This window comes from Methylocystis sp. (assembly GCF_051062815.1).
GTDB lineage: Bacteria > Pseudomonadota > Alphaproteobacteria > Rhizobiales > Beijerinckiaceae > Methylocystis.
In genome coordinates, this window is the sequence record NZ_JBPFDU010000031.1 from 1 (window position 1) to 26092 (window position 26092).

The window sequence follows — 26092 nt, forward strand, 5'->3', positions numbered from 1 at the left end:
GGTTCAGGGCGGCGACTTCTACCGCGCCTATGACGGCATCTTGACTGCACAAATTGGCTATTTGTTCCCCTTCGGGGAGAGTCGCCGTCAAGGCGGTCTCAACGCGACAATCGGAATTTCCTTTTGACCGCATGCATGTCCAGACAGCGCGACGTGGCCCTCGCCCGGGACCCCGACCTTGCGGCGCATCCCTATTTCAAAGTCGCGACGGCGCGAGGAATCGTCACCACGACCGAATGGAAATACGCTGCGGCGTCCTCGGAATAGAATCCGACAAGCCCATTCGAATAGGGCCTTTCTCGGTCAGTGAAGGTGGTCAAGAGAACGCCGTCGACGAATGCCGAAATCGTCGTCGACGTCGGGGTGACGGCCTGAACAATTTTGACGACATATCGATTTCGGATCGGATAAATCGGTCGATTTCCCGACGCCAAGAAGCGCTGGTCTCCGGGATAGGCAGGGTCCGCCTTGCCGAGCTCCCAGCCGTTCGGCTTCGGGATGAAGTAATAGAAATGCGTTTTGTCGACGTAGTCCCACAAAAGCCAGCCCACTTCCCACGGATTTGGCGCGTTCTGCCGCCGCAACTGCTCCTCTGTGTGCAGCGAGGCCTCGATGGTGAAATTGCCCTTGATATCGACGGGCCAAGACGGATGCGGCCCACTGATCAGCCCGGCATGCGTTTCGTTCCCAGAATTTGACTCCTTCGGGCGTATCGCCAGCGCCTGGCCATCGAACTGGCGGGCGACCGAGTTCGAACCATAGCCGTGATAAACGGACTTCCAATTGTGAGCGAGAAGCGCGCCATCTTCGATCCGGGTTTCAGGCGCGTGAGGAACCGCGCCGTCAAAAATCTCGGAAAGGATGATGCGTTCCGGCGTTACCGTCACGACAGCGCGATGCGACGTGGACGCCGCGCCTTTCTTGCACTTGATCGTATAGGTCGTCGTGCGGGCGGGGCGCACGAGGACAGCGCCCGACAATTCACGGACCACAAAGTGAGGATCGCGCGGGCGGCTCGAACCCGTGCAGACGTCGGCGTTCGTTGCGGAAAACGCCAAAGTCGCCGACTGGCCTGGATTGATCATCGTCGGCTTCGCCGACAGCGCTGTGATGGGAGCGTTCCTGATCGCCTCCGGGCGCGTCGACGCATCCTCGGCGGCGGCGTCGGCCAATGAAATCGACGCCAAGGCGATGGATCTCAGCAAAAAGGCCCATTTCATTTAAGCCAAGCCACGGATGGCCCCCCACTCGCAAACGCAACGCTCCGAGACCGCAACTTACTCAACTTTGCCGATCGGCGATGAGGATTCCACGGCTAGGCTTAATGGGCCCGAGCGCGCAGGCGACAGGCTCTTTGGCGCATGAGCTTGACGGCCGCGGCTCGATTTCGCTGCTCGCGTACGTCGCATCAAGCGATCGTTGAGCGCGCCAAACCCATCTCACGTTTTGAGGCTGCGTTAGGAAACCGCCCGTTCGTCCTGCAGACGGCTTGCCGGGGTCCATTGGTAGACCTCGTAACCGTCCACCACCTTACCGGCGTCGTTGAAGCCTCCGCGCTGTTGCACCGGCTCGATGATCTGCTTCGCGCAGGCGATCGTCCCGGGCTGAGCATATTTCTGCATATGGCCGGCGATATCGATGACGCGGTCGCTCATCTCCTCCATCGGCGTGTGCTCGTCGTAATAAACGTGTCCGGCGTTGATGCCGCAACGAACGGTGAAGTTCGACTTGATCATCTTCACGTTCGCGTTGAACGCGTCGAGACCGGCGATCACTTCCTTGGCGGATTTCAGCGCTGCGTCGATGGAGGGAAAGCAGGCCATGACGCCGTCGGGCGTCCACGCCGCCTTCAGCGAGCCGTTGCTGCGGAGCTTGCTGTCGACGAGATCCTTGTATTCACGAAAATCATGCTCGATGAATGTCTTGTCCTCGCCGAGCTTCATCTTGGTCGAATCGACGACGTCGATAGAGAGAAAGGCGAGGTCGCGGCCCATCGACTCCAACTGACGTTTGGCGTCGCCCATGACCTTGAGCAACTCCGCGCGGCTCTTGGGGTTGCGCGCATCCATCGTCTTCATTTTTTCCTTGACCGGCGCAAGCACCCGCGCGTCGGCCGGCACCGCGGACTGCAGCGCCTCGAAGTCACGCTGCACCGTCGCACGGTAGATCGTGGTCGTAATCTTGCGCCGCAAGCTGTCGACCCACATGCGCCCGAAGAGAAGTCCGCCAACGATAAACCAACGCGCCAGCTCATAGCCTTTGAAGTTCGTGGGGATTACCGACTTGACCCACCGGATCATCCGCGCGTCGAAGACTTCAACATATTCAATCCAGCGGTATGACCCCGCATGCTTGAAATAAGGCGTGACGAGCGGGAGCAGGACGAGCGCAACGGCGATAAGCAGGGCGACGTTCAGCAGCCCGAGGAAGACTCTGGCCAGCCTCAGGTGGAGCGGGGATCCGGGATTGCGCGAATGATCCATGAGCTTCTTTCAATCCGAGCTGGGGACGCCGATCGCCAGCGTTATCGCACGCGCAAATCGGTCCGCGCAATTCTGGACCGAAGGCAAGAGTCGACCAACTGAAAAGGAGTCACTTGAGCGTATCAGTCAGAGGGGCGCCGACGTAGCTTAGTTGACGTAGCTTAGTTGAAGACGAGCGTTGGATCAGGAGGCAAGCGAGCTTCGACAATCCTCGCACCTGACCCAGAGTGGAACTCTTCTTCATCTTTCCGCCGTAAGGCGCGCCGGCTGCTATTTGCATCTTTGTGGCGCCGATCGACGGGTAGCGCCCTGCGCTGCGCTCGCGCTGCGTCCCCGGTTGAGCCTGAGCCCTATAAATTTGGATTTCCCAGGATAGGAGAGAACGCCCCGACCCGGAATCATGCGCGGAGCGTTTTTCCATTATTCAGGGAGTCCCTGGTCGAGAGAATCCCTACTTGGATTGGTGAAGATCTTTCGCATGAAGCGCGTCCAACAGCTCCTTGCCCTTCAGCGTTGAGACGCGCGCGGCGGCGCCGTCTTCGTTGCATTTCCCGCTCGTGTTTTTCGAGCCAGTGCATTGGCGGCTCCCGTCGGCGGGGCATTCGAAGACGACGTCGTTTGTGCATCCGACCAAAGAATTGCCTTTGATGCCGTAATTGCAGGTTTGTCCTGCATCGTGCATCCGATCGCACGCCGAGATAACGGCGCCAACCGGCGCCGCAATCGCAGCCGAGACAGTCACAGAAAAAATAAGTGCGAGCGCGCATGTTCGTGCAAAGGTCGTCCTCATGGCAAATCTCCAAAATTGCTGTTTTGGCGTTGCCCTCCCTAAGCCCCTTGAAATTGTAGAGCCCAATTCTCGGCGAGGAAGATCGCGAGAGAGTTTACGTTTCCGGGCTGCTCGTTCTTTCCGCGGTCAGAGCCCTTGCGATCGTCTGCGCGACGGCTTTGGCGTCGGCGCCCGATAGCCGATCGACGAGTCCGCGCCGGCTCGGGTCATCCTCAAGATCGACATAGGCGGGCGCGCCCCCGAATGCGGAGGCGAGAGACGGGCCCAGCGGAGGGGGTGAGAGAAGCGACCCCTAAAGCTGCCCCCAGCAAATTTTGTGGGTATTTCCGCTGGCGCCGAATTTTGCGTAACGGATTGCTTGAGTGGTGGGCGCACAAGGGCTCGAACCTTGGACCCGCTGATTAAGAGTCAGCTGCTCTACCAACTGAGCTATGCGCCCGTCCGTCGAGCGCCGCGAGCGCGACGCTGCTTCGAACGAGCGGTGCGAATATCAAAACCGCTCGCCGCTGTCCAGCGTTACGCGCGGCGGCCCGCATTTTCCTGCTCCGGATTACGGGGAGCGCGCCGCCGGCCATCCGTGGATCAGACGTGCTTTCGTCACGAGCTCGGCCCATGGGCCTTTGTGGGCGTTGCCCGCGGCGGGCGTGGGCGCGGCCTGTTTGCGCGCGCAAACGGCCCTGGCCGCCTCGGTCTTCGGCCCTTGTGTGTAAAAATAGATGACGTTCATCTTCAGTTGCGACGCCAGCTGGTTGAGGATCGTGCCCCTTTTCAGCACATTGACCCCCCAATGCGCGTCACGCGGCGCTCCCGGCTTGAAGCCGTAGCCGTAATCGCCCTCGCCCCTGATGAGACCGAAGCGGATGTAGCAGAGCTCGCCCTCGGGCGCGGGCTGCGCGACCATCTCTCGGGTGACGATCACGTCCTGGTTGTTGTAGCGGACGTTATAGTCGACGGGAGCATGCCAGACGTCGACCTTCTCGAAATGCTGCAGAAGCTCGGATTCGTCCGGGTCCGCCGCCTGCGCCGCGGCGGGACCAAAGAAACAGGCGCTCGCCGCGAGTGTGGCGGCGCACAGGTATTTCAGCAAAAACTCGCTTTTCATGGGTCGCCCTTCCTCCGAGCGGCTTGCGCGCGCTCCCCTCGAGCTTCGCAGGTAAGGAGCGTCGCGAGGGCCCGCAATCCCTGCGACATTCCGCGCGCCAGGAAACCGCAGGGCGCGATGTCGGGTCGCGGAGCGCTCTGCCGCCGACGTGTAAGGCTCTGCTTACGACAAGCGCCGAGAAGTCTTCCCACCGCCGCAAAAGCGCGGTAGCTGTTTCCCAGAAGCAAAGAACGAGTTTGATTATGTCGCGAAGAAAAATCGCTTTGATCGGCGCCGGCAATATCGGCGGAACGCTTGCCCATCTCGCCGGCCTCAAGGAATTGGGCGACATCGTTCTTTTCGACATCGTCGACGGCGTGCCGCAGGGCAAGGCGCTCGACATCGCCCAGTCGTCTCCCGTCGCGGGCTTCGACGCCAAGCTCACCGGCGGCTCCGACTATTCGGCGATCGAGGGGGCGGACGTCATCATCGTTACGGCGGGCGTGCCGCGCCAGCCGGGGATGAGCCGCGACGATCTTCTGTCGGTCAATCTCGGCGTCATCGCCAAGGTCGGCGCGGGCATCAAGCGTTATGCGCCGAACGCCTTTGTCATCTGCATCACCAATCCGCTCGACGTCATGGTGTGGGCGCTGCAGAAGGCGTCCGGCCTGCCGACGCAGAGGATCGTCGGCATGGCGGGCATGCTCGATTCTTCGCGCTTTCGCTATTTCCTCGCCGAAGAGCTCAATGTTTCGGTCGAAGACGTGAGCGCCTTCGTTCTGGGCGGCCATGGCGACGACATGGTGCCGTCGGTGCGCTATTCGACGGTGGCCGGCGTGCCTTTGCCGGATCTCGTGGCCATGGGTTGGACCACGCAGGCGCGCATCGACGCGATCGTCGAGCGCACGCGCAAGGGCGGCGGCGAGATCGTCGGCCTTCTCAAGACCGGCTCGGCATATTACGCGCCGGCGACCGCGGCGATCGCCATGGCCGAGAGCTATCTCAAGGACAAGCGGCGGGTGATGCCCTGCGCCGCCTATCTCAGCGGCCAATATGGCGTGAACGGACTCTATGTCGGCGTTCCCGTGGTCATTGGCGCGAATGGCGTCGAGAGGGTGATGGAGATAAAGCTCGACGCGGCCGAGCGGGCGATGTTTGAAAAATCCGTCGCATCGGTTCGGGCGCTGCTGGAAGCCGCCAAGGCGCTCGATCCCGCTTTCGCCTGAACGCCTCTCTGAGGCGGCGCCCGGCGATCCGGTCGGCGACTTTCTTGCGGCGCAAGCGCGGGGACGGCGCCCCGGGGCTCTGGCGCGACTGTAGGAACATTCCTTGCAAGTTGGGGGTTAGACTGTCTGAAAGACTGATTCTCCCCGAGAGGTTCAGGCTTGCTCGAGTGGATGCGAAGCTATGTTTGACCCTGACGCTATTGGCTTTATCAAAATACTCGCCATCGCCGGCACGCTTTACTTTGCAGTCCGCGGCGCAATCCTTATCGGCGTCGCGGCGATAAACGCCGTTGCTCTTTTACCCTGAGTTTTAACTCGAGGCTTGATCTATACGTCTGGCGCGACGGCGTGGCTTGGGGAACTGTTTCAGCAGGACTCTGCAAAGCTCAAAAAACTGCTCCCTGCGCCAGTTTCACCGCGCGGAGGTTTCCGCGTCAGAGACGCCCTTGTTCGTGGGACTGCGTCCGCGGGAGCGGGCGGCCGCGCGAAGGCCGGTTGATGAGCCTAGCAGGGGGGTTGCGCCGCGAGCTGTTGTCTCCTCGGCGACTGCCTTCCCAGTGTTTTCCCCTGCGGCGGCGTCCGACGGCTCCGCGCCCTGTGTCGGCTCTGGCGCATAGGCGAGCGACTCGTGGCCGGCCGCCGCTCTAGACTTTCTCGTCTCATTTTTGGGCGAGTCGACCAGCCGTGCGATCGCGCTCGTCGCCTTCGCGTGGGGGATCCCGGGCCGAGTCGGGGGCAGGGGCGCAGACGCGAGCTTTGGACGGCGTGGCGGCGCATCAGTTGCGGGCATTCTGCCTGAACGGCGGTCAGCGCGGTCGGCGTCCTGAAAATCGACCGCGCTTTGCAGCTCGGCTGGCCTGTCATGCGCCGTCCGCGCGTCGAAGCGTGCGGCGAGCGAGGACGGACGCTGCGGCGGCAGCGGCGCTCGAACTGTTGGAAGCTTCGCGGCGGGCGGCTGTTGCTCGGGCGCTTCTGCGCCCGGCGTGGACAGAGTCGTCTCGCCACGCGGCAAATCGGCCTCCGCCCGCGAAAGCTCTTTCGCGCCGTAGCGATAGGCGTCGGTCGTGGCGGACGCCGCGCTTTGCTCTTCCATTTCGCCGCTTGTCCCGCGTGCGGGCCGTGGCGCGAGCGAAGCCCACTGCTTTCGGGCGCTCGGCGCCGGCGCCGCAACCTCAGCGTCTTCTTCTTCGCCGCCCCCGCCGCCAAACAGCATGGCGAAGAAGCCGCCAAACGTGCGGCGAGGCGCGACGACATAAGCGCCGTCGCCGCGCGCCTCGATCTCTGCGCGCGCCTCTTCATAGCGCGCGAGCGGCTGGCCGTTGGTCGGCAAATGCACGGTCTTGCCGTCGGGGAAAAGCCGCGCGAGTTCGTCGTAACTCATGCGCGGCCATGCTCGAACATTGCCGACGTCGAGATGGACGAAGGGCGTGCCCGCCGTCGGATAATAGCCGACGCCGCCGCGCTGCATGCGCATGCCAAGCTCGCGAATTTGCGACATCGGCATTCCCGGCATGGTGGTGTCCATCGCCTTGCCGAGCATGTGCTGCGAATATTTGGCGACGGCGCGCGAACGGGCGCGCAGCATGGCGTTTGTCTCGGGGGAGCGATAGGCGGAGACGACATGCACGACCTGATCGCCGGCGCCGGCGGACCGATAGGCCTCCCAGACGACGTCGAAGAGGCGCGGGTCCATGTTGGTCGCCTCGTCGCGTCGCCAGTCGCGCAGGAACCAGTTTAACTGCTGAAGGACTTGGGCGTCATATTGCCCGTTGACGAGATACGTCGCCGAAATCGATTCATGCGTATGGGCGTGGTAGAGATGAATCGTCCTTGTGTCGCCATTGGCGACCGCGGTTTCGGTCATCTTCGGCGCGAGCGTCGCCAGACAAAAGACCACGAGGCCAAGAACCGTCGAAAGCGGAGTGGAAATTAGGCGCGCGCTGGAGCGAGGCGTCGTCAATAGCTGCTTCCCGTCTCGCTTGAAGCGCGCCTCATCCGACGTCGCCCCAGATACTAACAAGCCTTCCGACCTTTCGGCCGAAAGGCGCCCTTTGCGCCGGGCGGCGCGAGGCGACGGCGAAAAATCACATGCGGAATGCGCAGTTAAACGCGCTTTGCCCCTCGGCGGTCACTACCGCCCTGATTCCCCACCAATTCGGAGGCTATGGTAACATCGTGGCGAAAAATTGCTCAAGCTTCGCCGGATCAAAACGGCGCGGCGTCGTTTTACGCTGCGGAATCCAAAATAGCCTCGAGGGCGGCGCGAAGAACTGCGCCCGTCACCGGCTTCTGCAGGAGAGTCTTGTCACGCAATTCAGACGGCAGGTCGCTCGCGCAATGTCCCGTCATCAGCAAAAACGGGATATTTCGCTCAGTCAGCACGGAAGCAATTCTTCCGCTGGTCTCGTCGACAAGTCGGTAATCGAGCAGGGCGCAGTCAAGACGCTCCTTATCGATGAGCCGCAAGGCGTCTTCGACGGAGGGTACGGGGCCGACGACTTCACAGCCACCGTCGTTCAATTCGCATTCAAGCATCATCGCGATGATCGATTCATCCTCGACAATGAGGACGCGCTTTCCTGCTATCCTTGAACTCGCCATTAGCTCCCACGCTATTCGGGCCTCTGTTTCAACGGAATTATGAACGTTCCCGAGAATCCGGTCTCGCCAAATTCATATGTCGCGCTGCCGGCCAGCCCGTAACTCACTTCGCGATCGACGAGCGTCAGACCAAAACCCCTTTTCTTTGGGTCCGCCACGAGAGGTCCGCCGTCCTCGCGCCACCTAAGGGTCAACGTCGAGGCTTTATCATCCGACCCCTTCGTCAAAGACCAGTCGATCGAGACATGGCCCGAACCGTTCGACAACGCGCCATATTTGACCGCATTGGTCGCCAGTTCATCCAGGATCATGCCAAAGCTCATCGCGGCCTTGGGCGGCAGCGTGATCGGCGGTCCTGAAAGGGTCAGCCGCTGACTCTCCTCTGAGAAATAGGGCGCGAGCGCCTGGCGCACCACTTCTTCCAGACTGACGGCGCCGTAACTTTCCCGCGCCAGCAACTCGTGACTTCTCGCCAAGGCGTAAAGTCTAGTCATCAAGGCTTCCGATCCCTGCGTCCGAGTCAACGTCTGTTTGGCGAGGGCCAAGATAACGGTGATAATATTTTTCACGCGGTGATTGAGCTCGGCGACCAATGTCCTTTGGCGTTCTTCTGATCTCGCTAGACTGGTGACGTCGACGAACGTCGCCACAACGCCATCGATTTTGCCTTCTGTGTTCCGATAGGCCGTCAAGCGGCATAGAAAATGCGGCGTTCCGGCCACGTTTTGGTTTACCCGTCGCTCGATCAGCGTTCCTGTCTTCATGACGCTCTTGATGTCGTCTTGCAGTTCCGGATAATCGAGCTTGATCGCCAGGTCTCCCAAAGGACGGCCTCTGTCGGTCGCAATAATATTGAAGAGGCTCGTGACCGCGGGCGTAAAGCTGCGGATCACGAGATCACGGTCGAGAAAAATTGTCGCGACATTGGTGCTCGCGAAGAGGTTCGTGAGGTCGCTGTTCGCCCGGTCGAGATCCTCCACCTTGGCCAGCAATTCCTGATTGACGGTCTGCAGCTCCTCATTCAGCGACTGCAATTCTTCTTTTGTGGATTCGAGTTCTTCATTGCTCGACTGAAACTCCTCGTTGAGTGAAATAAGTTCCTCGTTAGCGGATTTCAGCTCTTCCAGCGCCGTCTCATATTCCTCGATGGTGCCTTGCAGTCTTTCGCGCGTGTCGCGCAATTCCGCTTCGATCGGCGATGTGTCAGCGGACTCCTGCGGTTGAGGCGCTTCGTTCGAATTGACCACCTCATCTTTCGAAAGTTCTTTCTCTTCGAAGGCAATGAGAAACGCGGATCGGCCATCGGCTCCGCTCGGCAGAGGCTCGACCGAAACCGAGACATGTTCGACATGATGATCAGTTTCGAAAGCGATAGTATCGCGTGTCGCGGCTCGTCGCGTCTCGATTGCTTCACGTAGCGCGCTGCGTAAATCGAGACGCAATTCCTTGCGCGCCGAGGTCAGCAATTGCCGCGTGGGCACGCCATAGGGCGCTTCGAGATATTTTGCCGTCCGCGCTGAGTAATGGAGGATGTCGCCATCCTCATTGACGATCACATGCGGCGGTCCAAAACGATCGGCGATTCGCGCCTCCGCCGACTGTCGGGCGCCTATGCCTCCTGGCGCGACATGATCGATCCGATGCGAGACAAATGGCGCCGGACGCAGGCCGTTAACGAATGTCGGCATGCGAGCCGGGGCGCCGATGTCGCGCGCCTGGAAGATGCAGCTCGTCTTGTCGACCGGCGCAAATAATTCCGAAAAGCGACCGATCGTTTCGGCTTTTCCAAGAAAGAGAAAGCCACCCGGTCGCAGCGCATAATGGAGAGTCGGCAACGCCTGGCGCTGCGCATCGGCGCCGAAATAGATCAACAGATTACGGCAGGAGATCATGTCCATGCGCGAGAATGGCGGATCACGTAATATGCTGTGGACCGAGAACACGCAAAGATCGCGCACCGATCTGGCGACGACAAAACTGCCGGAGTTATTCGTAAAGAACCGCTCTTGCCGCTCAGGCGACACGCCTTTCATCAGCGCCGACGGATAACGGGCGGCGCGCGCCACCGATAACGCGCGTTCGTCGATGTCCGTCGCAAAGACCGTGACGCGCGGCGACCCGGTTGTTTTGTCCATATGCTCCCGGAGCAGGATCGCGATCGAATAGACTTCCTCCCCGGTCGAGCAGCCGGGGACCCAAACGCGGATCGTGTCTGCGGCGCCCCGTCCCTCGAAGAGATGCGGAATAACGATCTTCTCCAAAGCGTCGAAAGCTTCGGCGTCACGGAAGAAACTTGTTACATTGATCAAAAGATCGCGAAACAGCTGCGTCGGCTCCTCATGGTCACGTTGCAGGAATTTGACGTAAGCCTGTAGCGAATCGCAATGATTGATCTGCATGCGGCGATGAACGCGTCGTATGAACGTGCGCTTTTTGTAGCCGCTGAAATCGTGCCCCATCTGAGATCGAAGAATGGCGTAGAGCATTTCGAGCGACTTGGCGTCGGGATGGTCGCCTTGAGCGGCGCCCCTTTCCGCAAGTGCATCGACCAATCCAATGCTTTGCCTGTTCTCTGACAGCTTCGCGGCCATGTCCTCAACGGGGATCGCATAGTCGACGAGACCGCTGGCGATCGCGCTGTCGGGCATGCCGGTGAAACTTGGCTGAGTTCCATCGCTCGATTGTGCAAGGACAAGGCCGCCCTGTTCCTTGATCGCTTTGATGCCGAGAACGCCGTCGCTGCCGCTCCCAGAGAGCACAACGCCGACAGCGTATTCCCCGTAATCCTGGGCGAGCGAACTGAAAAACACGTCGACCGGGCTGCGCTCGGCATGGCCGTGCTCGATCTGATGGAGTCGGAGAGTCCCTCCCTCGATCGTCAGGGATGCGTTGGGCGGCAAAACATAAATGCTGTTCGGCTCAACCTTCTGGCCCTCGCTCGCGACATGGACGGTCAAGCTGGTGTGGCGCGCGAGTATGTCCGTGAGGAAGCTTTCGCGATCTGGGGCGAGGTGCGTGATAATCACAAAGGCCATGCCGAGATCGGCGGGGACGGCTTGGAAGAATTGCTCGAGGGCACGCAGCCCACCGGCGGAAGCGCCAATGCCAACGATGGGGAATCGCGAATCCGACGCCATAACTTCCGTTTATCGAGTTGATTCAGCCCCGCGGCGCGCCGTATTCGCGGCTCGATAAGAGCAAATTACGCGAGAGAAGAACATAAGACGTATATGCTGCTTTTGCAGGCCTTGAAAAGTTCGCCGCCGCTTGATTTCAAGCGGCCTCCTGGAGACTGTCGCGCACCCGGCGAAGCCGCGCCCAGGCGCCTTTATCGCGAGGAATGCTTATGCTCACGGCGTGGAATAGCGCGCGGAGCGGCCGATCAAAAGCGTGCGCTTTTTCTTTGTGGGACCAAACTGGGCGCGTGGAATTCTAAACGGCCCTCACAGCTGCGGCCCGGCGCCAGTCTGCGACGTCGCCGCTTCAGTTCGACGCCACTGTGCGCACGAGCTGCGGCCCGAGGATGGGCTGCGCTCCGCTGATGAGGCGCAGATAGGCCGGAGATAGCGAGCCCGTATCCTGGAACCCCCCAAAGGCCTCTGACGGCGGCCGGCGCGGCGGCAGCGGCGCGGGCTCAGGAAGCGCATTCGCTTCTTCGCCGCCGCGCGCCAACCCCGTCAGCTGTTGCCGGTCGGCGACGGCGACATGGATCGGACTCGTCTGGCCGCCTGTGCTCGCAAGGGCGGTGGCGACCGCGGACTGCACCTTCTGCGCGATGTCGCCAAAGCCGGCGAGGCTCGCGCCGGACTGCCCATCGAGCCGTGCGCTGGCGACGCTGGTCGAAGGCGCGCGCTGCTTGCGGCTGGCGATCATGGTCGGGCCGCCTTCGCAATTGCGCATGCCAAGAGCGATCAGCTCCGTCCCGGTCAACACGCGATATTCTCTGGTCAAATGGCCAAGACGCGCCTGCACGGCGGCCGGGTAGGAGGCGAACAGCTGCGACGAGACGCCGAGGTCGACCTCCCGGTTGATGGCGTTATAGGCTTGATGAAATTTGACCTTTGCGTCCGGATAGACGCAGACGTTGGGCAGGCTCAGCGCCAGCGTGCAGGCCGAGCGGCATTCATGCAGCCTGACCTCGCGGTTCTCGCGGCGATATCGTTCGGTGAGCGCTTCATAATCGCTGACCAGTCCGCCGACGTCCTTGTAGACGACGACCGGCGCCGGCATGGGGGGCGGCGACAAATAGCCCAAGACGCACCTCTACTCTACGCATGGCGGGCTTCGCTTCAGCAAACATTCACCATGTCGCGGTGAACATCGCCTTAAAGGAGCGACATCAGCCTCGGATGCCGACGCGAAGCCCTGGCGCGGGCCTTTCTTGCAGAACATTGCGGCGAAAATGAAATAGAGCGGCTGGGCGTCCGCCTGTCTTTAAGGACATTTCCCCTGTCGGCTCGACAATGGCCGTTGATTCGACCAGACGGCGGAAGTTCTGCTTGTGCAGATGTCGCCCAGCGATGGCTTCTACTGTCCGCTGCAGCTCAGTCAGCGTGAACTCGGACGCCATCAACTCGAAGATCACCGGCCGATATTTCATCTTGGCGCGCAGTCTGCCCATGGCTGTGGCGAGAATGCGGCGGTGGTCATGGCGCATCGGGGTTCCGAGCGGCGTCAGCGGCGCCCGTTTCTCCGCCGATTCGCGACCATCGCGCAGCGCCTCCTCGAGGAGTCCCGCCTCGTAAAGAAGCTCGTAGCGCTCAAGAACGTTCTCCTCATTGAACGTGCGTCCCTTGCCGCCAAAGAGAAGATTGACCCGCACCCGGCGCGAGACGCCCGAGGAGGAAACGGCGTCCGGCGCCTCGGCCACCCAGTCCGTCAATCCCGGCGCGATCGTTTCCTCGAGGACCACGGGCGGACCTTTGCGCCAATCCTCCCAAGGAAAGAAATCATGCCAGCTCCGCCAGACGCTTGCGCGCCGATCGGCGTCGTCGCGGATGCGCGTCAACGCCAAATAGCCGACCGAGACGACGTGCGGATCACGGTCGCCGGCGCGGGCGTGGCGTCCGCGATCGCCGAATGTATAGAGCTGCTCGACATAGCCCAGCGGCGCGCCGGTCTGCTCGGCGACCCATTCGCGCAGACCGATCTCGAAGGTGCGATGGCGGATCGGATCGAAGGGTCCGGAGGGAAGGGCGGCGACCCCCGCCGGCCCGTCCGCGCGCGTCGTCAGGATCAAGGGCTCGTCGTCTCGAACGGCGACGATTGCGGCGGTGAGGCCGATTTCGACGGGCGGGGATAGGGGCGCGAGCTCTTCGGCGGCTCGGCTAGGCGTCGGCGAATTCCAGGGCGAAGGGCGTTCCCTCATAGCAGTCGGTCCCGCGTCCGATCGCGGCGATCGCGGCGGACATTCGCCCGTTCCGCCCGAGCCTTTCGTCGGCGAGCGCGACCAGCCGTCTGTTCGGGGTCGCGGTCGGCGAGACGCGGCGCAGTTCGCGCGCGATCTCCATTTCGCTGCGACGCGGCGCTAAAGCACAGGCCGCGACAAAAGCCGCCGCGGGCGATCGGCTCACCCCAGCGTAGCAGTGTATGACGAGCGGCGCGGAGCGGTCCCATTCCTCAAGGAAAGCAAGCAGCCGATTGATATGTTCCTCGCCCGGGAGGACGTGCCCTCCCCGCGGCGCGTCGATATCGGAGACTGCGATGCGCAAATGGCGCTCGCGGGAGATTTCGCAAGGCCGAACAAGCGACGCCCCGGCGGTAAGAATGGTGACAAGCGAGCGTGCGCCACTTTCGCGCACCGTGTCGACCACCTTAGTCAGGGAACAGACGTACAGGCGCCCATTCGGCATTTTTCTCCCCGACGTTCTTCTTCAACTTTCGTCGACCGCTCGAAACCGAGCGAGAAAACGCGCCTGCGTCTCCTCAATGGGAGCCGGGGCGAGTTCGTCCATGAAGGGCTGCGGCGGGATCGCCGGGCGGCCGAAGATGCGCTCGGCTTCGCCCCGTGTAAAGCCCGCAAGCTGCACCGCCTCAAAAAAAGCGGCGGCGCGGTCGGCTTCCTTGCACAGGCGCCGCAGTGCGGGAGAGGGCGTCGGCGGCAGAGAGAAACGCAGGAGAATCGCGCCCAATATGCGGTCCTCGACGCTTTTGTATGCGTCGCCGATCACCGCCTTGAACGGGGAGATCATATCGCCGATCACATATTCAGGCGCGTCATGCAGCAACATGTAAAGCCGCTCCGTTCGGCCGATCGCGGGATCGAGCGCGCATGCGACCTTTTCGACAAGCATGCTGTGTTGTGCGACCGAGAAAATATGCGCGCCGACGGTCTGACCGTTCCATCGCGCGACGCGCGCGAGCCCATGCGCGATATCTTCGATCTCCACGTCGAGCGGCGACGGGTCGAGCAGATCGAGGCGGCGTCCGGATAACATGCGCTGCCAGGCGCGGGGCGCCTCGCCGGGCGACGGCCGCCCACGATTTTTCGTGGAAGGAGCCCGCATCGCGTCAGCCGCCCTCGCCCCCTGTGTGGCGATGGCAGCCCGTCAGATGATCGTCCACCATGCCGACCGCCTGCATGAAGGCGTAGACGATCGTCGGTCCGCAGAATTTGAAGCCGCGCGCTTTGAGATCTTTGGAGAGGCGCTCGGAAAGTGGGGTTTGCGTCGGCGCGTCGTTCATGCGCGTCCAGTGATTGACGATCGGTCGGCCGTCCACGAAACCCCACAGATAATCCGAAAAGCCGGTCGTCGCCTCGATCTCCAGCCACGCCTGCGCCGAGAGCACGGCGCCTTCGATTTTTGCGCGGTTGCGCACGATTGCATCATTGCGCATCAGCGCCGCGACGCGCTTCTGATCGAATCTCGCGATCTTTGCCGGATCGAAGCCGTCGAAGGCCGCGCGAAACGCCTCACGCTTGCGCAAGATGGTGATCCACGAGAGGCCCGCCTGGAAGCCGTCGAGCGTCAGCTTTTCAAAGAGCGCCCGGCCGTCCCGTTCGGGCCGCCCCCATTCATTGTCGTGATAGTCGAGATAAAGCGGATCGACGCCGGGCCACGGACAGCGTTTCAGCCCGTCGGGATGCGACACCACCGCGAGGTCGCGCCAACTTGCCGGCTGTTCCCGAACGCTTGCCAAGACTCACCCTTAAAAAGCGGACGAAAAAACGCCGCGTGCTCGGGCTTTATCGCGCGTTTGGATTGCGTTCACAACCGAGTTGGGACTATCGTCGCCCTCGGCGGGCGCAGATGGCGCGCGTCATGCTTCTATGCGCCGTCGCAGTTGTTGCGGCTCAGTTCGCGCCGTCGATCAATGGAGATTTATATGGGGATCCGTATCGCTGTTTCTTACGCTGCGGCCGGCGGCGCTCTGGCCGTGGCCGTCGCCCTCGCCGCGAGCTCAGGGGACGCGTATGCGCAGGCCAATGTATTGAAGGAATGCGGATCGCAATACCAGGCGGCTAAGGCGGCCAACGAACTCGGCGGACAGAGCTGGCAGGAATTTTTGAAGGCCTGTCGCGGGCGATTGGCGGAGCAGGCCAAGCCCAGCGAAGAGAAGCCGGCGGAAGCCAAGCCTGCCGAGGCGAAGCCCGAGACGCCGCCGCCGGCCGCCGTAGAGTCGACGCCCACGCCGCCCCCCGCGACGGAAGCCAAGCCCGTCGAGCCGACTCCGCCGCCTGCGACCGAAGCGACCCCCAGCCCCAAACCCGCGACGGACTCGAAAGCCGCGACGCGCGCGCGCCAGAAGAAATGCGCCGCGGAATGGAAGGCGAAAAAGGCTGAGCTCAAAAAGGCCGGTTCAAAAATCACCTGGCCAAAATATTGGAGCGAATGCAACAAGAGGCTGAAAGCCGAAGGCGAATAACGCTTTTCGCGCCTTTTGACGTCGCCCGGCGGCTCTCCGCCGGGCGTTTTTCATGTGCTCTTGCTCGGCGAAAGGCGTCGTGGCAGAGGAATGATGCTGATCGCTGAACGGGGGCGGGCGTTTGGATAAAACCGAATTGCGAAAACTGCAGGCTTTTCTGCGCCGTTCGCTCGGCAATGAGGGCGTTCGCGTCACAGCGGATCCGAAGAATCCGGACGACGCCGCCGTGCATCTTGGCGAGCGAAGGATCGCTTCGATCTCGGTCGACGACGAAGACGGCGATCGTTCCTTCGCCTTCGAGATGAAAATTCCGGTCGGACGCGAAGTGCTGCAGTCCTATTTGCGCAAGCTGTTCGAAAACGATCGCCTGTCGATCGTGGCGCGCGGGCGCAAGACCGATTCCGTCGAACTCAACGCCGACGGCGAATTTCTCGGCGTCATCTCCGCTGACGATCCGAAGCTGTCGAGCTTCACGCTGCAAGTCGCGATTCTCGATTTCGATCTCGAAGAAGAGTGACGCGCTGCACGAAATCGGGGCGCCCGTTCGATCGCTGATCCGGTCCCGGCTTGCTTAGGGCTGGCCCCACGCAGCTCAAAACCCCGGCAGTCGAAGCTCTGCGTGCAGACCGCCGCTGGGGCTGTCGTCGAGTTGCAGCGAGCCGCCATAAGCGGCGGCGAGATCGACGACAATCGACAGGCCGAGACCTGATCCGGGCTTGGTTTCGTCGAGACGCCGCCCACGCTGCGTCGCCGCGGCGCGCAAGTGCGAAGCAAGTCCCGGCCCGTCGTCGTCGATGGTGACGCGCAGCGTCGGCCGCGATGCGCCTTCGACGCAGACATCGATCGTCACCCGGCTCTTCGCCCATTTGCCGGCGTTGTCGAGCAGATTGCCGATCATTTCTTCGAGATCCTGGCGCTCGCCAAGAAAGCGCAGACGCGGATCGGCGCCGCCAGAAAAGATCACGCCCTTGTCGCCATAGATTTTACTGAAGGCGCGCAGCAAGGCCTCGATCGACGGCGCGATCTGCGTCGCGGCGCCGAGCGCGCCGCCGCGCGCCGCCGCCCGCGCCCGGTCGAGATAGAAGGAGATCTGATCGCGCATGATCTGCGCCTGTTCTTGAACTTTCCCGGCGAGTTGCCCGGGCGCGGAATCGGCTTCATTGACGATGACGGAGAGCGGCGTTTTCAGCGCATGGGCGAGATTGCCGACCTGCGTGCGCGCGCGTTCGAGAATGTCGCGATTGGCGCTGATCAGCAGATTGAGCTCTTCGGCGAGCGGCGCGACTTCGCTCGGGTAGGCGTCCATGATCCGCTCGCGTTCGCCGCCGCGGATCGACGCCAGTTCACGCTGCAATTGCCTCAAAGGCCGCAAGCCGAAGCGAACCTGGAAGGCGGCGCCGATGGCGAGCGCAATCGCGAGCGCCGCGAAAGCGACGATCAGCGCGAATCGAAAGCGGGCGATTTGCTCTTCCATCTCTTCGCCGCTGCCTGCGACCTGCACGAGATAGATGCCGACGTCGCCGACGTCGATGACGCGCTCGACGATGCGCAGCCTGCGCCCGTCCGGGCCCGGCCCGTAGCCGCGGCGAAAGCCGCCGACCTCCGCTGCGACGCCAAGATCCGAGAGCTTGGGCAGCGTGTTGGCGAAGAGCGAGCGCGACGCCTTGATGTCATGCGACTTGTCGTCTAGGCGCGTGATCTGCCAATACCAGCCCGAGCCCGGCAATTCGAACTGCGGGTCGCCGAGCTGGCCGGGGCCGGTGCGTCCCTCCTGTCCCGACTCGGACACGTCGGCGACGATGGCGCGCAGGTAAACGTCGAGGCGCCGTTCGAAGACCTCTTCAGCTTCGCTTCGGTAGTAGGCGGTAAGAAGAATGCTGGCGACGATCAACACGACCGAACTCATCGCCGCCGCAGTCAGGAACAGACGCGCGGCGATGGAGCGAATGGAGATGAAGGAAAGGGGCATGCGCCTAGCGTTTATAGCCGGCGTCCTTTGCCGGCGCGGCCGCCATGTAGCCCAGCCCGCGCACGGTCTGGATCAGATCGACGCCAAGCTTTTTGCGCAGCCTGCCGACGAAGACTTCGATCGTGTTCGAGTCGCGGTCAAAGTCCTGATCGTATAAATGCTCGATGATTTCGCTGCGGGATACGACGCGTCCGCTGTGATGCATCAGATAGGCAAGCAGCCGGTATTCGTGCGAAGTGAGCTTCACGGGCGCGCCGTCCACGACGACGCGGCCGGCTTTGGTGTCGAGTCGCACCGCGCCGCAGACGATTTCATTCGTCGCATGGCCCGTCGCGCGGCGCAGCAGGGCGCGGATGCGCGCCAGCACCTCCTCCATGTGGAATGGTTTTGAAACATAATCATCGGCGCCGGCGTCGAAGCCTTGCACCTTGTCGCTCCAGCGGTCGCGCGCGGTGAGGATCAGCACCGGCATGTCGCGTCCCGCCGCGCGCCATTCTTCGAGAATGGTCACGCCGTCCTTCTTCGGCAGACCGATGTCGAGGACGACGGCGTCGTAGGGCTCCGTTTCGCCGAGATGGCAACCTTCCTCGCCATCGAAGGCGCGGTCTACCGCATAGCCCGACTGCTCGAGCGCACGAACGATCTGGCGGTTCAAATCCTTGTCGTCTTCAACGACGAGCAGCCGCAATGTGTCCTCCCGCGTGCGAGACTCAATCGCCTATAGAGCCCGCGCCTATAGAGCCAGCGCCTATAGAGCCAGCGCCTTTAGAGCTAGAATGAGGCCGGCCGCTGAATGCGTCGACAAGAATCTTGACGATGTGGCCGTCCCGGCGCAGCAGGCTGATCTCATAGATAAGTCCTTCGCCCAATTGGCACAGCCGCGCGCCGAGCGGCTCGGCCTGCAGCCGGAGGGCGACATCCCGCATGCACCGGAAAGGATCGGCGAGCTTTTGCGCCTCCATTTTGCTGCGCGCCTGCGCCATGGTGAAACATTGCAGCCGCGCGGGAGCCTCTTCGGCGCGGCTGGCGGCGGCGCGCAGGAAAGCGGCCGTCGCCGCGAGAGCGGCGACGGCGAGCGCCCGTCTCCAACAACCTCCGGCGGCCCGCATGCGCCTCTCCCCGGCGCATACTCGGCCGAAAGCCCTGAATGCGCAATGAATAGTCAAGACATGCGGCCGCGCGCCTCAGCTCTCCGAGGCGCGGCAGGCGTCCCGCATTTTCTTGTAGTCGACGATCATGGCGGCGAGAGGCGCGTTTTGGGGCAGGGCGCGCAACTGCTTCGCCGCAATCTTCTGCTCATCGAGAGAATAGGCGACGAGCGGCGGACAGCCGCCGCCCGTCGACTGGCATGCCGCAAGAGCGAGGCTAAAAGCGACCATGATCGAGATCTTGCGAAACATCTTCAACGCTCCTGCGCTCAACCATGATTTCGGCTTGGCGCTTGGCGGCGCGCATATTGGATTCGGCGCGCCGCGCGCTCTCCTCAGCGGCGCCGCCGGCGACAAGTCGCGCCAACACGGCGCGCCCAAGCGCATAGGCGACGACGCCGGCCACCGCGACGAGACTCAGCGCGGCGAGCTTGGACATGTCAGGCCGTTCCCGGCGGCGTCGACGTGATGCTGCGCATGATCGCCATCAACGCCGCCGAACCGATGGCGATGGCGCCGGCCTTCGGATCATTGAGAACGGCGATCCAGTCGGTCGAGGCGAGCGCGCCAAACAGCGCGACGAGACCAGCGGCGACATAGGTGCGATAGCCTTGCATTGGGAGCTCCTTTTTTGATGCCGGAAGCCGCCGGCGCGGTTTCACTTGCGGCCGAGGACTCGCGAGACGAATGATTCCATGGCGAAGGCGGGACCCGGATCGCGCTTGCGCGTCGGCGCAATGTCGTCATGACCGGCGATGTCGCTGATGCCGTAGGTCTGGCAGATGGCCTTCGCGATATCGACGGCGGCCGAGATCTGAAGGGCGGGATAGATCATCCAGGGCTTTTCGCCGCCCCTATCGAGCTTGTGGACGAGCATTGCGACCTGGCTCGCCGGCACATTTTTTCCGTATGCGTCGGCGAATTTTCCGTTGGCGAGCTTCGTCAATGGTCCGGCGTTGGTCAGCTCAATGCCGATCGAAAAGGCGTTGCAGTTCGAGCGCCGCTTCCAAACGCTTTTGCCCGCGTGCCATGCGACGCGATTGAACGGCGTGAGCTGCGTCACCGCGCCGTCGAGATCGACGACGAGATGGGCGGAGGCTTTTGCATTGGGATTGCACAGCCAGGAGATCGCGCCCTTCGCCGACTGAGCGGCGGTGTAATGCATGATCAGCAGCGAGGGCTTCAAAGCGCCGCCGACGTTGGGCGTCGGCTTTTGAGCGACAGGCTTGTCGTTTTGGTGCAGGACGTGATTCTTCACGGCGAAGGCCATGAGCCGACTCCTTTTCTTTCGATGTCGTTTGTTGATGAGGAATCGCGCGCGACGCGCTTGATGTTTTGCGATCAGAAATATTCAAAGACGACGGCGTAGCCGCCGCCGCCATTGCCGCCGGCGCCGGAATTGGCGCCGTTCTGCGACGCGCCGCCGCCGCCGCCGCCGGCGCCCATGCCGCCGGTCCCGCCGGCGCCAGGCGACGTGGCGTTCGAGCCGCCGCCGCCGCCGCCGTTCCCAGCCTGGTCGAGCGGACCGGCGGCGTTCGCGAAGGATGAACCAGAAGAGCCTGGGACCCCCGAACCCCCGCCGCTCGCGAATGTGAGGACGCCCGCCGCCCAGATGACGCCGCCGACGCCGCCCGCGCTCGTCGCATTGGCGGCGGTAATGCCGCCGCCAGCCCCGCCGCCCGAAGAACCGAAAAAGGTGGTGCCGCCAGCGCCGCCCGTCGCGCCCGTCGCTGGACCGCCGCCGCCGCCGCTGCCAAACCCGCCAAAGACGAGAACGCTGGCTGCGCCAGCCGCCGAGCCACCATTGCCGATGGCCCCCTGGCCAGCGCCGCCGGTAGCGCCAGATGCGTTACCGCCCACGCCAATGAGGCTCCCCCCACCGCCGCCGCCAGAGCCTGACGCGAGCCCGCCTCCCGATCCGGCTCCGCCGCCGAACGCTTTAATCAGCGATCCAAAAGAGGTCGCGCCGCCGGACGAGCCGCTATTGCCTGCCGCGCTATCCACCGTTTGCGCTGCGCCGCCATTGCCGCCCGCGCCGATCGTGACGGTGAGGCCCCCGCCGATCTGAGCTGCGGTGAACTTGCCTTTTGCAATTCCGCCGCCTCCGCCCCCGCCTCCGCCTGAGGCGATTACGCCGGCTGCCTGTCGCGCGCCTGCGCCGCCGCCGCCGCCGCCGCCGAAAAGGATCACGTCAACAAAGCGCGTTCCTGGCGTCGGCGTATAAGAATCCGTGGCCGCAAACAGATGAACCTTCGCCGGGCCGCCGCTTGGAAAGGCGACTGCGCCTGTGGCGCTGTCGACGACGATCGCTTCCTTCCAGATCGAACCATCGGGCGACACTTTGACGCGAAAATGATCGTCGCCAATCAACCCTGTTTCGGCGCGCGCGGAATAGTTCGACTCGTAAAGTTGTGAGAGAGTGTTCGCCGCGCTCTCCTTGTTGAGCGCGAAGCGGAGATCGCCGGAGCCGCCCTCGCCGACGCTCGTTGCGGTAAAGAGCGTCGCATTGAGTTTGGCGAGCAGCGGATTGGCGCCGTCGGCGGTCGCGCCGATCCCGAGCAACGCAAGGTTTTGCAGCTGGCGCAAGGACAGGCCGCAATCAATCCATCCCGCGCCGTCATAGAGCAGCAGAAGCGATTCCGCTTCGACATAAGCGCGCCAACCGGCGTGCGGCGAAAGGAAGGTCCAGCCGCCCGTGAGGAATGTCGCGATCTGATCGCTTCTGCCCGTGAAATCGCCGGTCGCGCCGGCGCCGACGAGCACACGGTCGCCTTCCGCCGGCGTCGCGGGCGGCGACGTCACGCCTCGCGCAGAGACCGAAAGCTGCGTCAGCGCGTCGATCAGCGCCAGAGCTTCATTGTGCGTGACGTGCTTTTGCGCTTGCGCCGCCTCGACGAAGGGCAGCGCAAGATGCGTGGTTTGCGACATCGTTTTTCCTATTGGACGGGGAGCGTCGTCGTCAGCGGGAAACCCCGTCCAGCCGTCGCGCTCATCTGATAAAGTGAAAGCGTCAGTTCGCTTTGCGGCGCGCCGAAATCGCCGAGTTCATCGGCGGCGGGATAGAGGATCGGCGCTGCGGCGGCGGTGAGCGTGCGCTTTCCGCTGGCCGGCAGCGAGATATCGGCTTCGTAGGATTCGCTCGCCTCGCCGAGCGGAATGTCGAGCGCCTCCCAGGCGTCGGAGTCGATGCGTCCACGCCGCACGAAATCGATGACGACGCCAGCCGGCGTGCGCCGGGCGCGCGCCTTGGTCGGCGCGTAGGGGCGCAACGCCCTGTTTGTCGCGGCGACCGTCGGCTGAACGAAGATCGGCTCCGCATAGTCGCGATCCGCCGGACCAATTCGATAGGTGATCGGCGCGCCAATTTCGGCGACCTTGCGCGCCAGCGGCGCGATCGCATCATCGAGCAACACAACAGTTGAGCCGGCCGGCGCATCGCGCTTGGCGAGATGTTCTTCGCCGCCGAGGCCGCGAATGAGCCTTGACAGACGATATGTCTGTTCGCCGATAAGTTCGGCGTGCGCGAAAGCGAAAATCTCCCAGTCGCCGTCGACGCGGATCGCCATCGCCGAGCGCCCCGCGAGCGCGGCGAGGTCGCCGACCGATGAAAGCTGCCCGGCGCCGATCATGACAGTGACGCTGCTTCCATTGTCGAAGCGTCCGACGGGACCCGAGGGCAGGACGTCGAGCGTCTCGCCGATGATCGCGCGCTTGTTCATGATCGCGATCTGCTCGTAGCCGCCCCCGAACGTCATCCTCCAGATTGCGAGCGGCCCGGGCCAGGGATCGGCGAAGGCGGCGACATAGGAGAGCGCTTCTTCGTCGCGCCAGAGCGCGAGGTCGAGAATTTCGACTCTCGGCGGTCCGACCATCTTCGGCGAAACGACTTTCGTGCGCCCGAGCAGCGGCGCGGCCGCGTCATAGACGGAAGCGTCCGCCGCGCGCGCGCTTACTTGCCGTGCGGCGCCGTCCGTGATTCGTTGAATTTGAAACAGTCGGCCGCCGCCCGCGGCGCCGAGCCGCACCAGATCGCCGGGCTGCAAGGCGAGAAGGCCGGGCCGCAGCGTAAACTCCGCGGTTTCGCGTCCGATCCACAAATCCTGAAGCCAGCTCTCCGCAAGCGACTGCGCATTGGCGCGATTCGTCATCACCGCGGCTTGCGCTTCACTCTGGCGCGCCGAGCGGCCCTCGAGTCTGCGGGATAAGACTCGCGCCATTTGAAAGTCGTTTTCGGAATCGCAGAAGGAAAGCGCGATCTCCTGCGGCAGTTCGCTTTCCTGCGCCCGCGCCAGCGTCACCAGCGACGCGGTTTTGCCGGAGACGAGATCGTCTTCGTCAATTTCGCACACCGGCTTCCCGCGCCGATCGACGAAGCGCAAGGCGCCCGCGCTCGCCACGACGTCGACGCCGTAAAGCGCGGCAAGAGGATCGATCGCCTCGCGCGGCGACATCGGCCGCTCCAGCACATAGCCGTCGAGAAATCCGCCGACGTTCGGCCGCTGCGTGACAACTTCAGGCGCGGAGACGGCGCCGGCGAGCGCCGGCAGGAGGCGGTCGAGCGGCGCGCCTTCGAGTCGTCCGTTCAACCAATGGCCGGTTTCCCAATTGGCGACATCGCTCCACGCATCGGCTTGCGTTGGAAAGGCCGGAAAGGGGCGCGCGTCCCAGCACCATATGTGCAGGCGCGCCGGATCGACCATCGGCCCGGCGTAGAGGTTGGACGTCGGGTTGCGCGCCCCGCCGCCGGGCGCCGTCGGATCGAAATGCGCGATCATCGCCTCGATGAATCGCGTCTGCATGAGATCATCGCGGCCGTTGCGCGAGAAATACGGCAGACCGCCATCGCTCGAGCGCGGGTCCGGAAAAACATTCGGCGCATTGGCGCCGCGGTCGACCGCGGGACATCCCGTCTCGACGATCCAGATCGGCTTCGACTGCGGGACCCATGCCGTCGGCGCCGCCAGCTCAGCGCCGCCACCGCGCTCGTAATGCGGTTGCGACCACCACGACAGAAAATCCTTCTGGCGGAAGATCCAAGGCTTGCCGAGTCCGTCGCTGATTGGGGTGCGATCTTGCGCCAGGCGCGCATTGGCGTCGGCGTAATGCCAATCATAGGCCTCGCCCGAAGCGATGCGAGATTTGAGATAATCGAGATCATAAATGCTCGCCGCGTCCTGCGCGTCGAGATGCGCGTCGCCGTCGCGCCAGTCGGAGAGCGGCCAATAGACGTCAACGCCGACGAAATCGACGGCGCTTGACGCCCACAGCGGATCGAGCGGAAAGCGCGCTTCGCCGCTTGCAGGAACATGCGCGCCATATTCCGTCCAGTCGGCGGCGTAAGAGAGTTTTGTTTGCGCGCCAAGGATCGCCTTCACGTCCGCGGCGAGCGTCATCAGCGCGCCGACGGCGGGATATGCGCCCGGCGCCGAGCGCACGCGCGTCAAGCCGATCAGCTCGGAGCCGATGAGGAAGGCGTCGACGCCGCCGGCCGCGACGCAAATATTGGCGTAATGCAGAATGAAGCCGCGATAGCGCGAAAAGAATGCGTCGAGCTGCGCCGCAGCAGTCGTGGTTGCGTCAGGTGAACCCGGCCGACCCGGCGCGGGATCGCACGTCACGCGTCCACGCCAGGGGAACGCCGGCTGTTCGACGGCGCCTGTGTAAGGATTAGGCAGCGCATTGCCCGGCGGCACGTCCATCATCACGAAAGGATAGAAGGTCACCGCGAGCCCGCGCGCCTTGAGGTCGGCGATAGCGGCCATCACCGACGCGTCGCTGGGCGTTCCGCCATAGGCCGCGCGTCCATCGATTTGTGACACGAGCCGCGCGGTTGCGCGCGTCAGCCCGGCGACCGACCAGTCGGGCGGCCAGAAGCCGCCGAGAATGAAGTTGAACTGACCGATGGTCTTGAATGTCGCGTCGACGCGCGGCGCGATCGTGCAATGTTCGGCGCGGAGGTCGTCGCCGAACCAGGCGACGACCAGCGCGACGCTTTCGAGATTCGGGCAAAGCGCCTGCAGGGCGTCGATCGACGCTGTCCAATCCGTCGCCGCGGTGAGCTGATGGCGATTTTCCGCCGCCGTGGCGCCGGGCGAGTAGAAATTGAGCTTGAGGGAAGGGTGATAGCCGGCCTCCGTCGCGCCGGGAATGAGGTCGACGGCCCGGATCATCGCGCCGAGTCCCTCGACGGGCTTCACGACTTCGAAGGTGAATTGCGGAATGCGATTGCCGAATGCGGCCAGCGCGAGATCCTCGAAAACAATATAGGCGAGGCCGCGATAGGCGGGCGCGTTTTCGGTCCCTTCCTTGACGACGATCAGCGGATCTGGCTCCTGATCTTCAGTCCCGGCGTAGATGCGAATCGGCAGCGTCGTCATGTCGAGCTCTGACCCGTCAGCCCAGATGCGTCGCACGAAAGCGACAGGCCCTTCGCACAGCCCGATCGCGAAATTCGCCGAATAGGCATAGGTGAACTGAATGTTGAAGCCGCCGCCGCCGCCTTTACCCTGATGCTGTGTCTGCGTAAAAGACACATTGACGCGTTCGAGAAAACGCGTCGCCCAGATCATCTGTCCGCCGAGGCGCGCGCGGCCATAGACGCGCGGCACGCCGGCGCCTTCCGTTGAGGTGATCCCGTCCATCGATTTCAACCGCGGACCGATCGAATAGCGGGGCGATGCATGCGGTTGCAGCGCTGCGTCGACGAAGGAGCCGCCGAAGCCGCCGAGCGCGCCGCCGATAGAGGAACCAATAGGTCCGCCGATCGCGCCGCCGGCGACAGAGCCGATCGTCTGCAGAACAAGAGTGGCCATGAGCGTCTCGGAGAGCCTCGCAATGTCATTCCCGACAGGCCGAAGGCCTGATCGGGAATCCACAGCAGCTTCAGGAATGTCGGGTTTTGTCCTGGATTCCTGATCGCGCGCGTTGC

25 protein-coding genes and 1 tRNA gene are annotated in these 26092 nt (G+C 63.2%); 5 read left to right on the plus strand and 21 right to left on the minus strand.

The window, feature by feature from the left end; translation table 11 throughout:
• Window positions 1-191: 191 nt before the first annotated feature.
• A complete protein-coding gene (locus ACR65W_RS04800; RefSeq protein WP_434502365.1) occupies window positions 192-962 on the minus strand; it encodes a hypothetical protein in 771 nt (256 codons plus the stop codon).
• Between the two features lie 61 nt (window positions 963-1023).
• Between ACR65W_RS04800 and ACR65W_RS04805 the strand changes: the two genes are divergently transcribed.
• A complete protein-coding gene (locus tag ACR65W_RS04805; RefSeq protein ID WP_434502367.1) occupies window positions 1024-1224 on the plus strand; it encodes a hypothetical protein in 201 nt (66 codons plus the stop codon).
• Between the two features lie 233 nt (window positions 1225-1457).
• Here the strand turns inward: ACR65W_RS04805 and ACR65W_RS04810 are convergent, their stop codons facing one another.
• From ACR65W_RS04810 to ACR65W_RS04820, 3 genes are all read right to left on the minus strand, one after another.
• Entirely contained in the window at window positions 1458-2483 is a 1026-nt protein-coding gene (locus ACR65W_RS04810) for an adenylate/guanylate cyclase domain-containing protein (protein ID WP_434499950.1), read from the minus strand.
• A 1153-nt stretch (window positions 2484-3636) separates the two neighbouring features.
• Window positions 3637-3712, minus strand: a tRNA-Lys gene (locus ACR65W_RS04815).
• A gap of 111 nt (window positions 3713-3823) precedes the next feature.
• Complete coding sequence (locus ACR65W_RS04820; RefSeq protein ID WP_434499951.1) at window positions 3824-4375, minus strand: hypothetical protein; 552 nt, start codon at window positions 4373-4375, stop codon at window positions 3824-3826.
• A 242-nt stretch (window positions 4376-4617) separates the two neighbouring features.
• On the opposite strand from ACR65W_RS04820, the gene mdh reads away from it, so the two are divergent.
• On the plus strand, window positions 4618-5580 hold the full coding sequence (mdh, locus tag ACR65W_RS04825; RefSeq protein ID WP_175093365.1) for a malate dehydrogenase: 963 nt from the start codon (window positions 4618-4620) through the stop codon (window positions 5578-5580).
• Window positions 5581-5761: 181 nt separating this feature from the next.
• Window positions 5762-5887 carry a hypothetical protein gene (locus ACR65W_RS04830; protein ID WP_434499952.1) on the plus strand — a complete coding sequence of 42 codons (126 nt, stop codon included), beginning with the start codon at window positions 5762-5764 and terminating at the stop codon, window positions 5885-5887.
• Between the two features lie 105 nt (window positions 5888-5992).
• Here ACR65W_RS04830 and ACR65W_RS04835 read toward each other — a convergent pair whose 3' ends face one another.
• From ACR65W_RS04835 to ACR65W_RS04870, 8 genes are all read right to left on the minus strand, one after another.
• On the minus strand, window positions 5993-7540 hold the full coding sequence (locus ACR65W_RS04835) for a DUF882 domain-containing protein (protein WP_434499953.1): 1548 nt from the start codon (window positions 7538-7540) through the stop codon (window positions 5993-5995).
• A gap of 266 nt (window positions 7541-7806) precedes the next feature.
• Window positions 7807-8181, minus strand: a complete 375-nt coding sequence (locus ACR65W_RS04840; RefSeq protein ID WP_434499954.1) for a response regulator — start codon at window positions 8179-8181, stop codon at window positions 7807-7809.
• A gap of 11 nt (window positions 8182-8192) precedes the next feature.
• Window positions 8193-11318, minus strand: coding sequence for a chemotaxis protein CheB (locus tag ACR65W_RS04845; protein ID WP_434499955.1), 3126 nt, complete (start codon window positions 11316-11318; stop codon window positions 8193-8195).
• A 346-nt stretch (window positions 11319-11664) separates the two neighbouring features.
• Window positions 11665-12435 carry a hypothetical protein gene (locus ACR65W_RS04850; RefSeq protein WP_434499956.1) on the minus strand — a complete coding sequence of 257 codons (771 nt, stop codon included), beginning with the start codon at window positions 12433-12435 and terminating at the stop codon, window positions 11665-11667.
• A gap of 85 nt (window positions 12436-12520) precedes the next feature.
• Window positions 12521-13549, minus strand: coding sequence for an NUDIX hydrolase (locus ACR65W_RS04855; RefSeq protein WP_434499957.1), 1029 nt, complete (start codon window positions 13547-13549; stop codon window positions 12521-12523).
• On the minus strand, window positions 13509-14033 hold the full coding sequence (locus ACR65W_RS04860) for a tyrosine phosphatase family protein (protein WP_424374882.1): 525 nt from the start codon (window positions 14031-14033) through the stop codon (window positions 13509-13511). Before ACR65W_RS04860 ends, ACR65W_RS04855 begins: the two co-directional genes overlap by 41 nt.
• A gap of 21 nt (window positions 14034-14054) precedes the next feature.
• Window positions 14055-14687: a hydrolase gene (locus tag ACR65W_RS04865; RefSeq protein WP_434496237.1), complete on the minus strand. Its 633-nt coding sequence runs from the start codon at window positions 14685-14687 to the stop codon at window positions 14055-14057.
• Between the two features lie 4 nt (window positions 14688-14691).
• Window positions 14692-15321, minus strand: coding sequence for a DNA-3-methyladenine glycosylase I (locus ACR65W_RS04870; protein WP_434499958.1), 630 nt, complete (start codon window positions 15319-15321; stop codon window positions 14692-14694).
• 186 nt (window positions 15322-15507) lie between these two features.
• Between ACR65W_RS04870 and ACR65W_RS04875 the strand changes: the two genes are divergently transcribed.
• Both ACR65W_RS04875 and ACR65W_RS04880 read left to right on the plus strand, forming a co-directional pair.
• Entirely contained in the window at window positions 15508-16047 is a 540-nt protein-coding gene (locus tag ACR65W_RS04875; RefSeq protein ID WP_434499959.1) for a hypothetical protein, read from the plus strand.
• A gap of 121 nt (window positions 16048-16168) precedes the next feature.
• Window positions 16169-16564: a DUF3126 family protein gene (locus tag ACR65W_RS04880; protein ID WP_175093371.1), complete on the plus strand. Its 396-nt coding sequence runs from the start codon at window positions 16169-16171 to the stop codon at window positions 16562-16564.
• A gap of 75 nt (window positions 16565-16639) precedes the next feature.
• Here ACR65W_RS04880 and ACR65W_RS04885 read toward each other — a convergent pair whose 3' ends face one another.
• The 9 genes from ACR65W_RS04885 to ACR65W_RS04925 form a co-directional block, all read right to left on the minus strand.
• The gene (locus ACR65W_RS04885; RefSeq protein WP_434499960.1) at window positions 16640-18016 is read right to left on the minus strand and encodes an ATP-binding protein; all 1377 of its coding nucleotides are present in this window, start codon (window positions 18014-18016) and stop codon (window positions 16640-16642) included.
• A gap of 4 nt (window positions 18017-18020) precedes the next feature.
• Window positions 18021-18704, minus strand: coding sequence for a response regulator transcription factor (locus ACR65W_RS04890; RefSeq protein ID WP_196393993.1), 684 nt, complete (start codon window positions 18702-18704; stop codon window positions 18021-18023).
• A 22-nt stretch (window positions 18705-18726) separates the two neighbouring features.
• Window positions 18727-19125: a PepSY domain-containing protein gene (locus tag ACR65W_RS04895; RefSeq protein WP_434499961.1), complete on the minus strand. Its 399-nt coding sequence runs from the start codon at window positions 19123-19125 to the stop codon at window positions 18727-18729.
• A gap of 75 nt (window positions 19126-19200) precedes the next feature.
• On the minus strand, window positions 19201-19416 hold the full coding sequence (locus ACR65W_RS04900; RefSeq protein WP_434499962.1) for a hypothetical protein: 216 nt from the start codon (window positions 19414-19416) through the stop codon (window positions 19201-19203).
• Complete coding sequence (locus ACR65W_RS04905; RefSeq protein WP_434499963.1) at window positions 19382-19603, minus strand: hypothetical protein; 222 nt, start codon at window positions 19601-19603, stop codon at window positions 19382-19384. The genes ACR65W_RS04900 and ACR65W_RS04905 overlap by 35 nt, the downstream gene beginning before the upstream one ends.
• A 1-nt stretch (window position 19604) precedes the next feature.
• Entirely contained in the window at window positions 19605-19781 is a 177-nt protein-coding gene (locus ACR65W_RS04910; protein WP_434499964.1) for a hypothetical protein, read from the minus strand.
• 41 nt (window positions 19782-19822) lie between these two features.
• Window positions 19823-20434, minus strand: coding sequence for an N-acetylmuramoyl-L-alanine amidase (locus ACR65W_RS04915; RefSeq protein ID WP_434499965.1), 612 nt, complete (start codon window positions 20432-20434; stop codon window positions 19823-19825).
• A 71-nt stretch (window positions 20435-20505) separates the two neighbouring features.
• Window positions 20506-22092 (minus strand): DUF2793 domain-containing protein, encoded by a 1587-nt coding sequence (locus ACR65W_RS04920; protein WP_434499966.1) that lies wholly within the window; start codon window positions 22090-22092, stop codon window positions 20506-20508.
• Between the two features lie 8 nt (window positions 22093-22100).
• On the minus strand, window positions 22101-25976 hold the full coding sequence (locus tag ACR65W_RS04925; protein WP_434499967.1) for a baseplate multidomain protein megatron: 3876 nt from the start codon (window positions 25974-25976) through the stop codon (window positions 22101-22103).
• Between the last annotated feature and the right edge of the window lie 116 nt (window positions 25977-26092).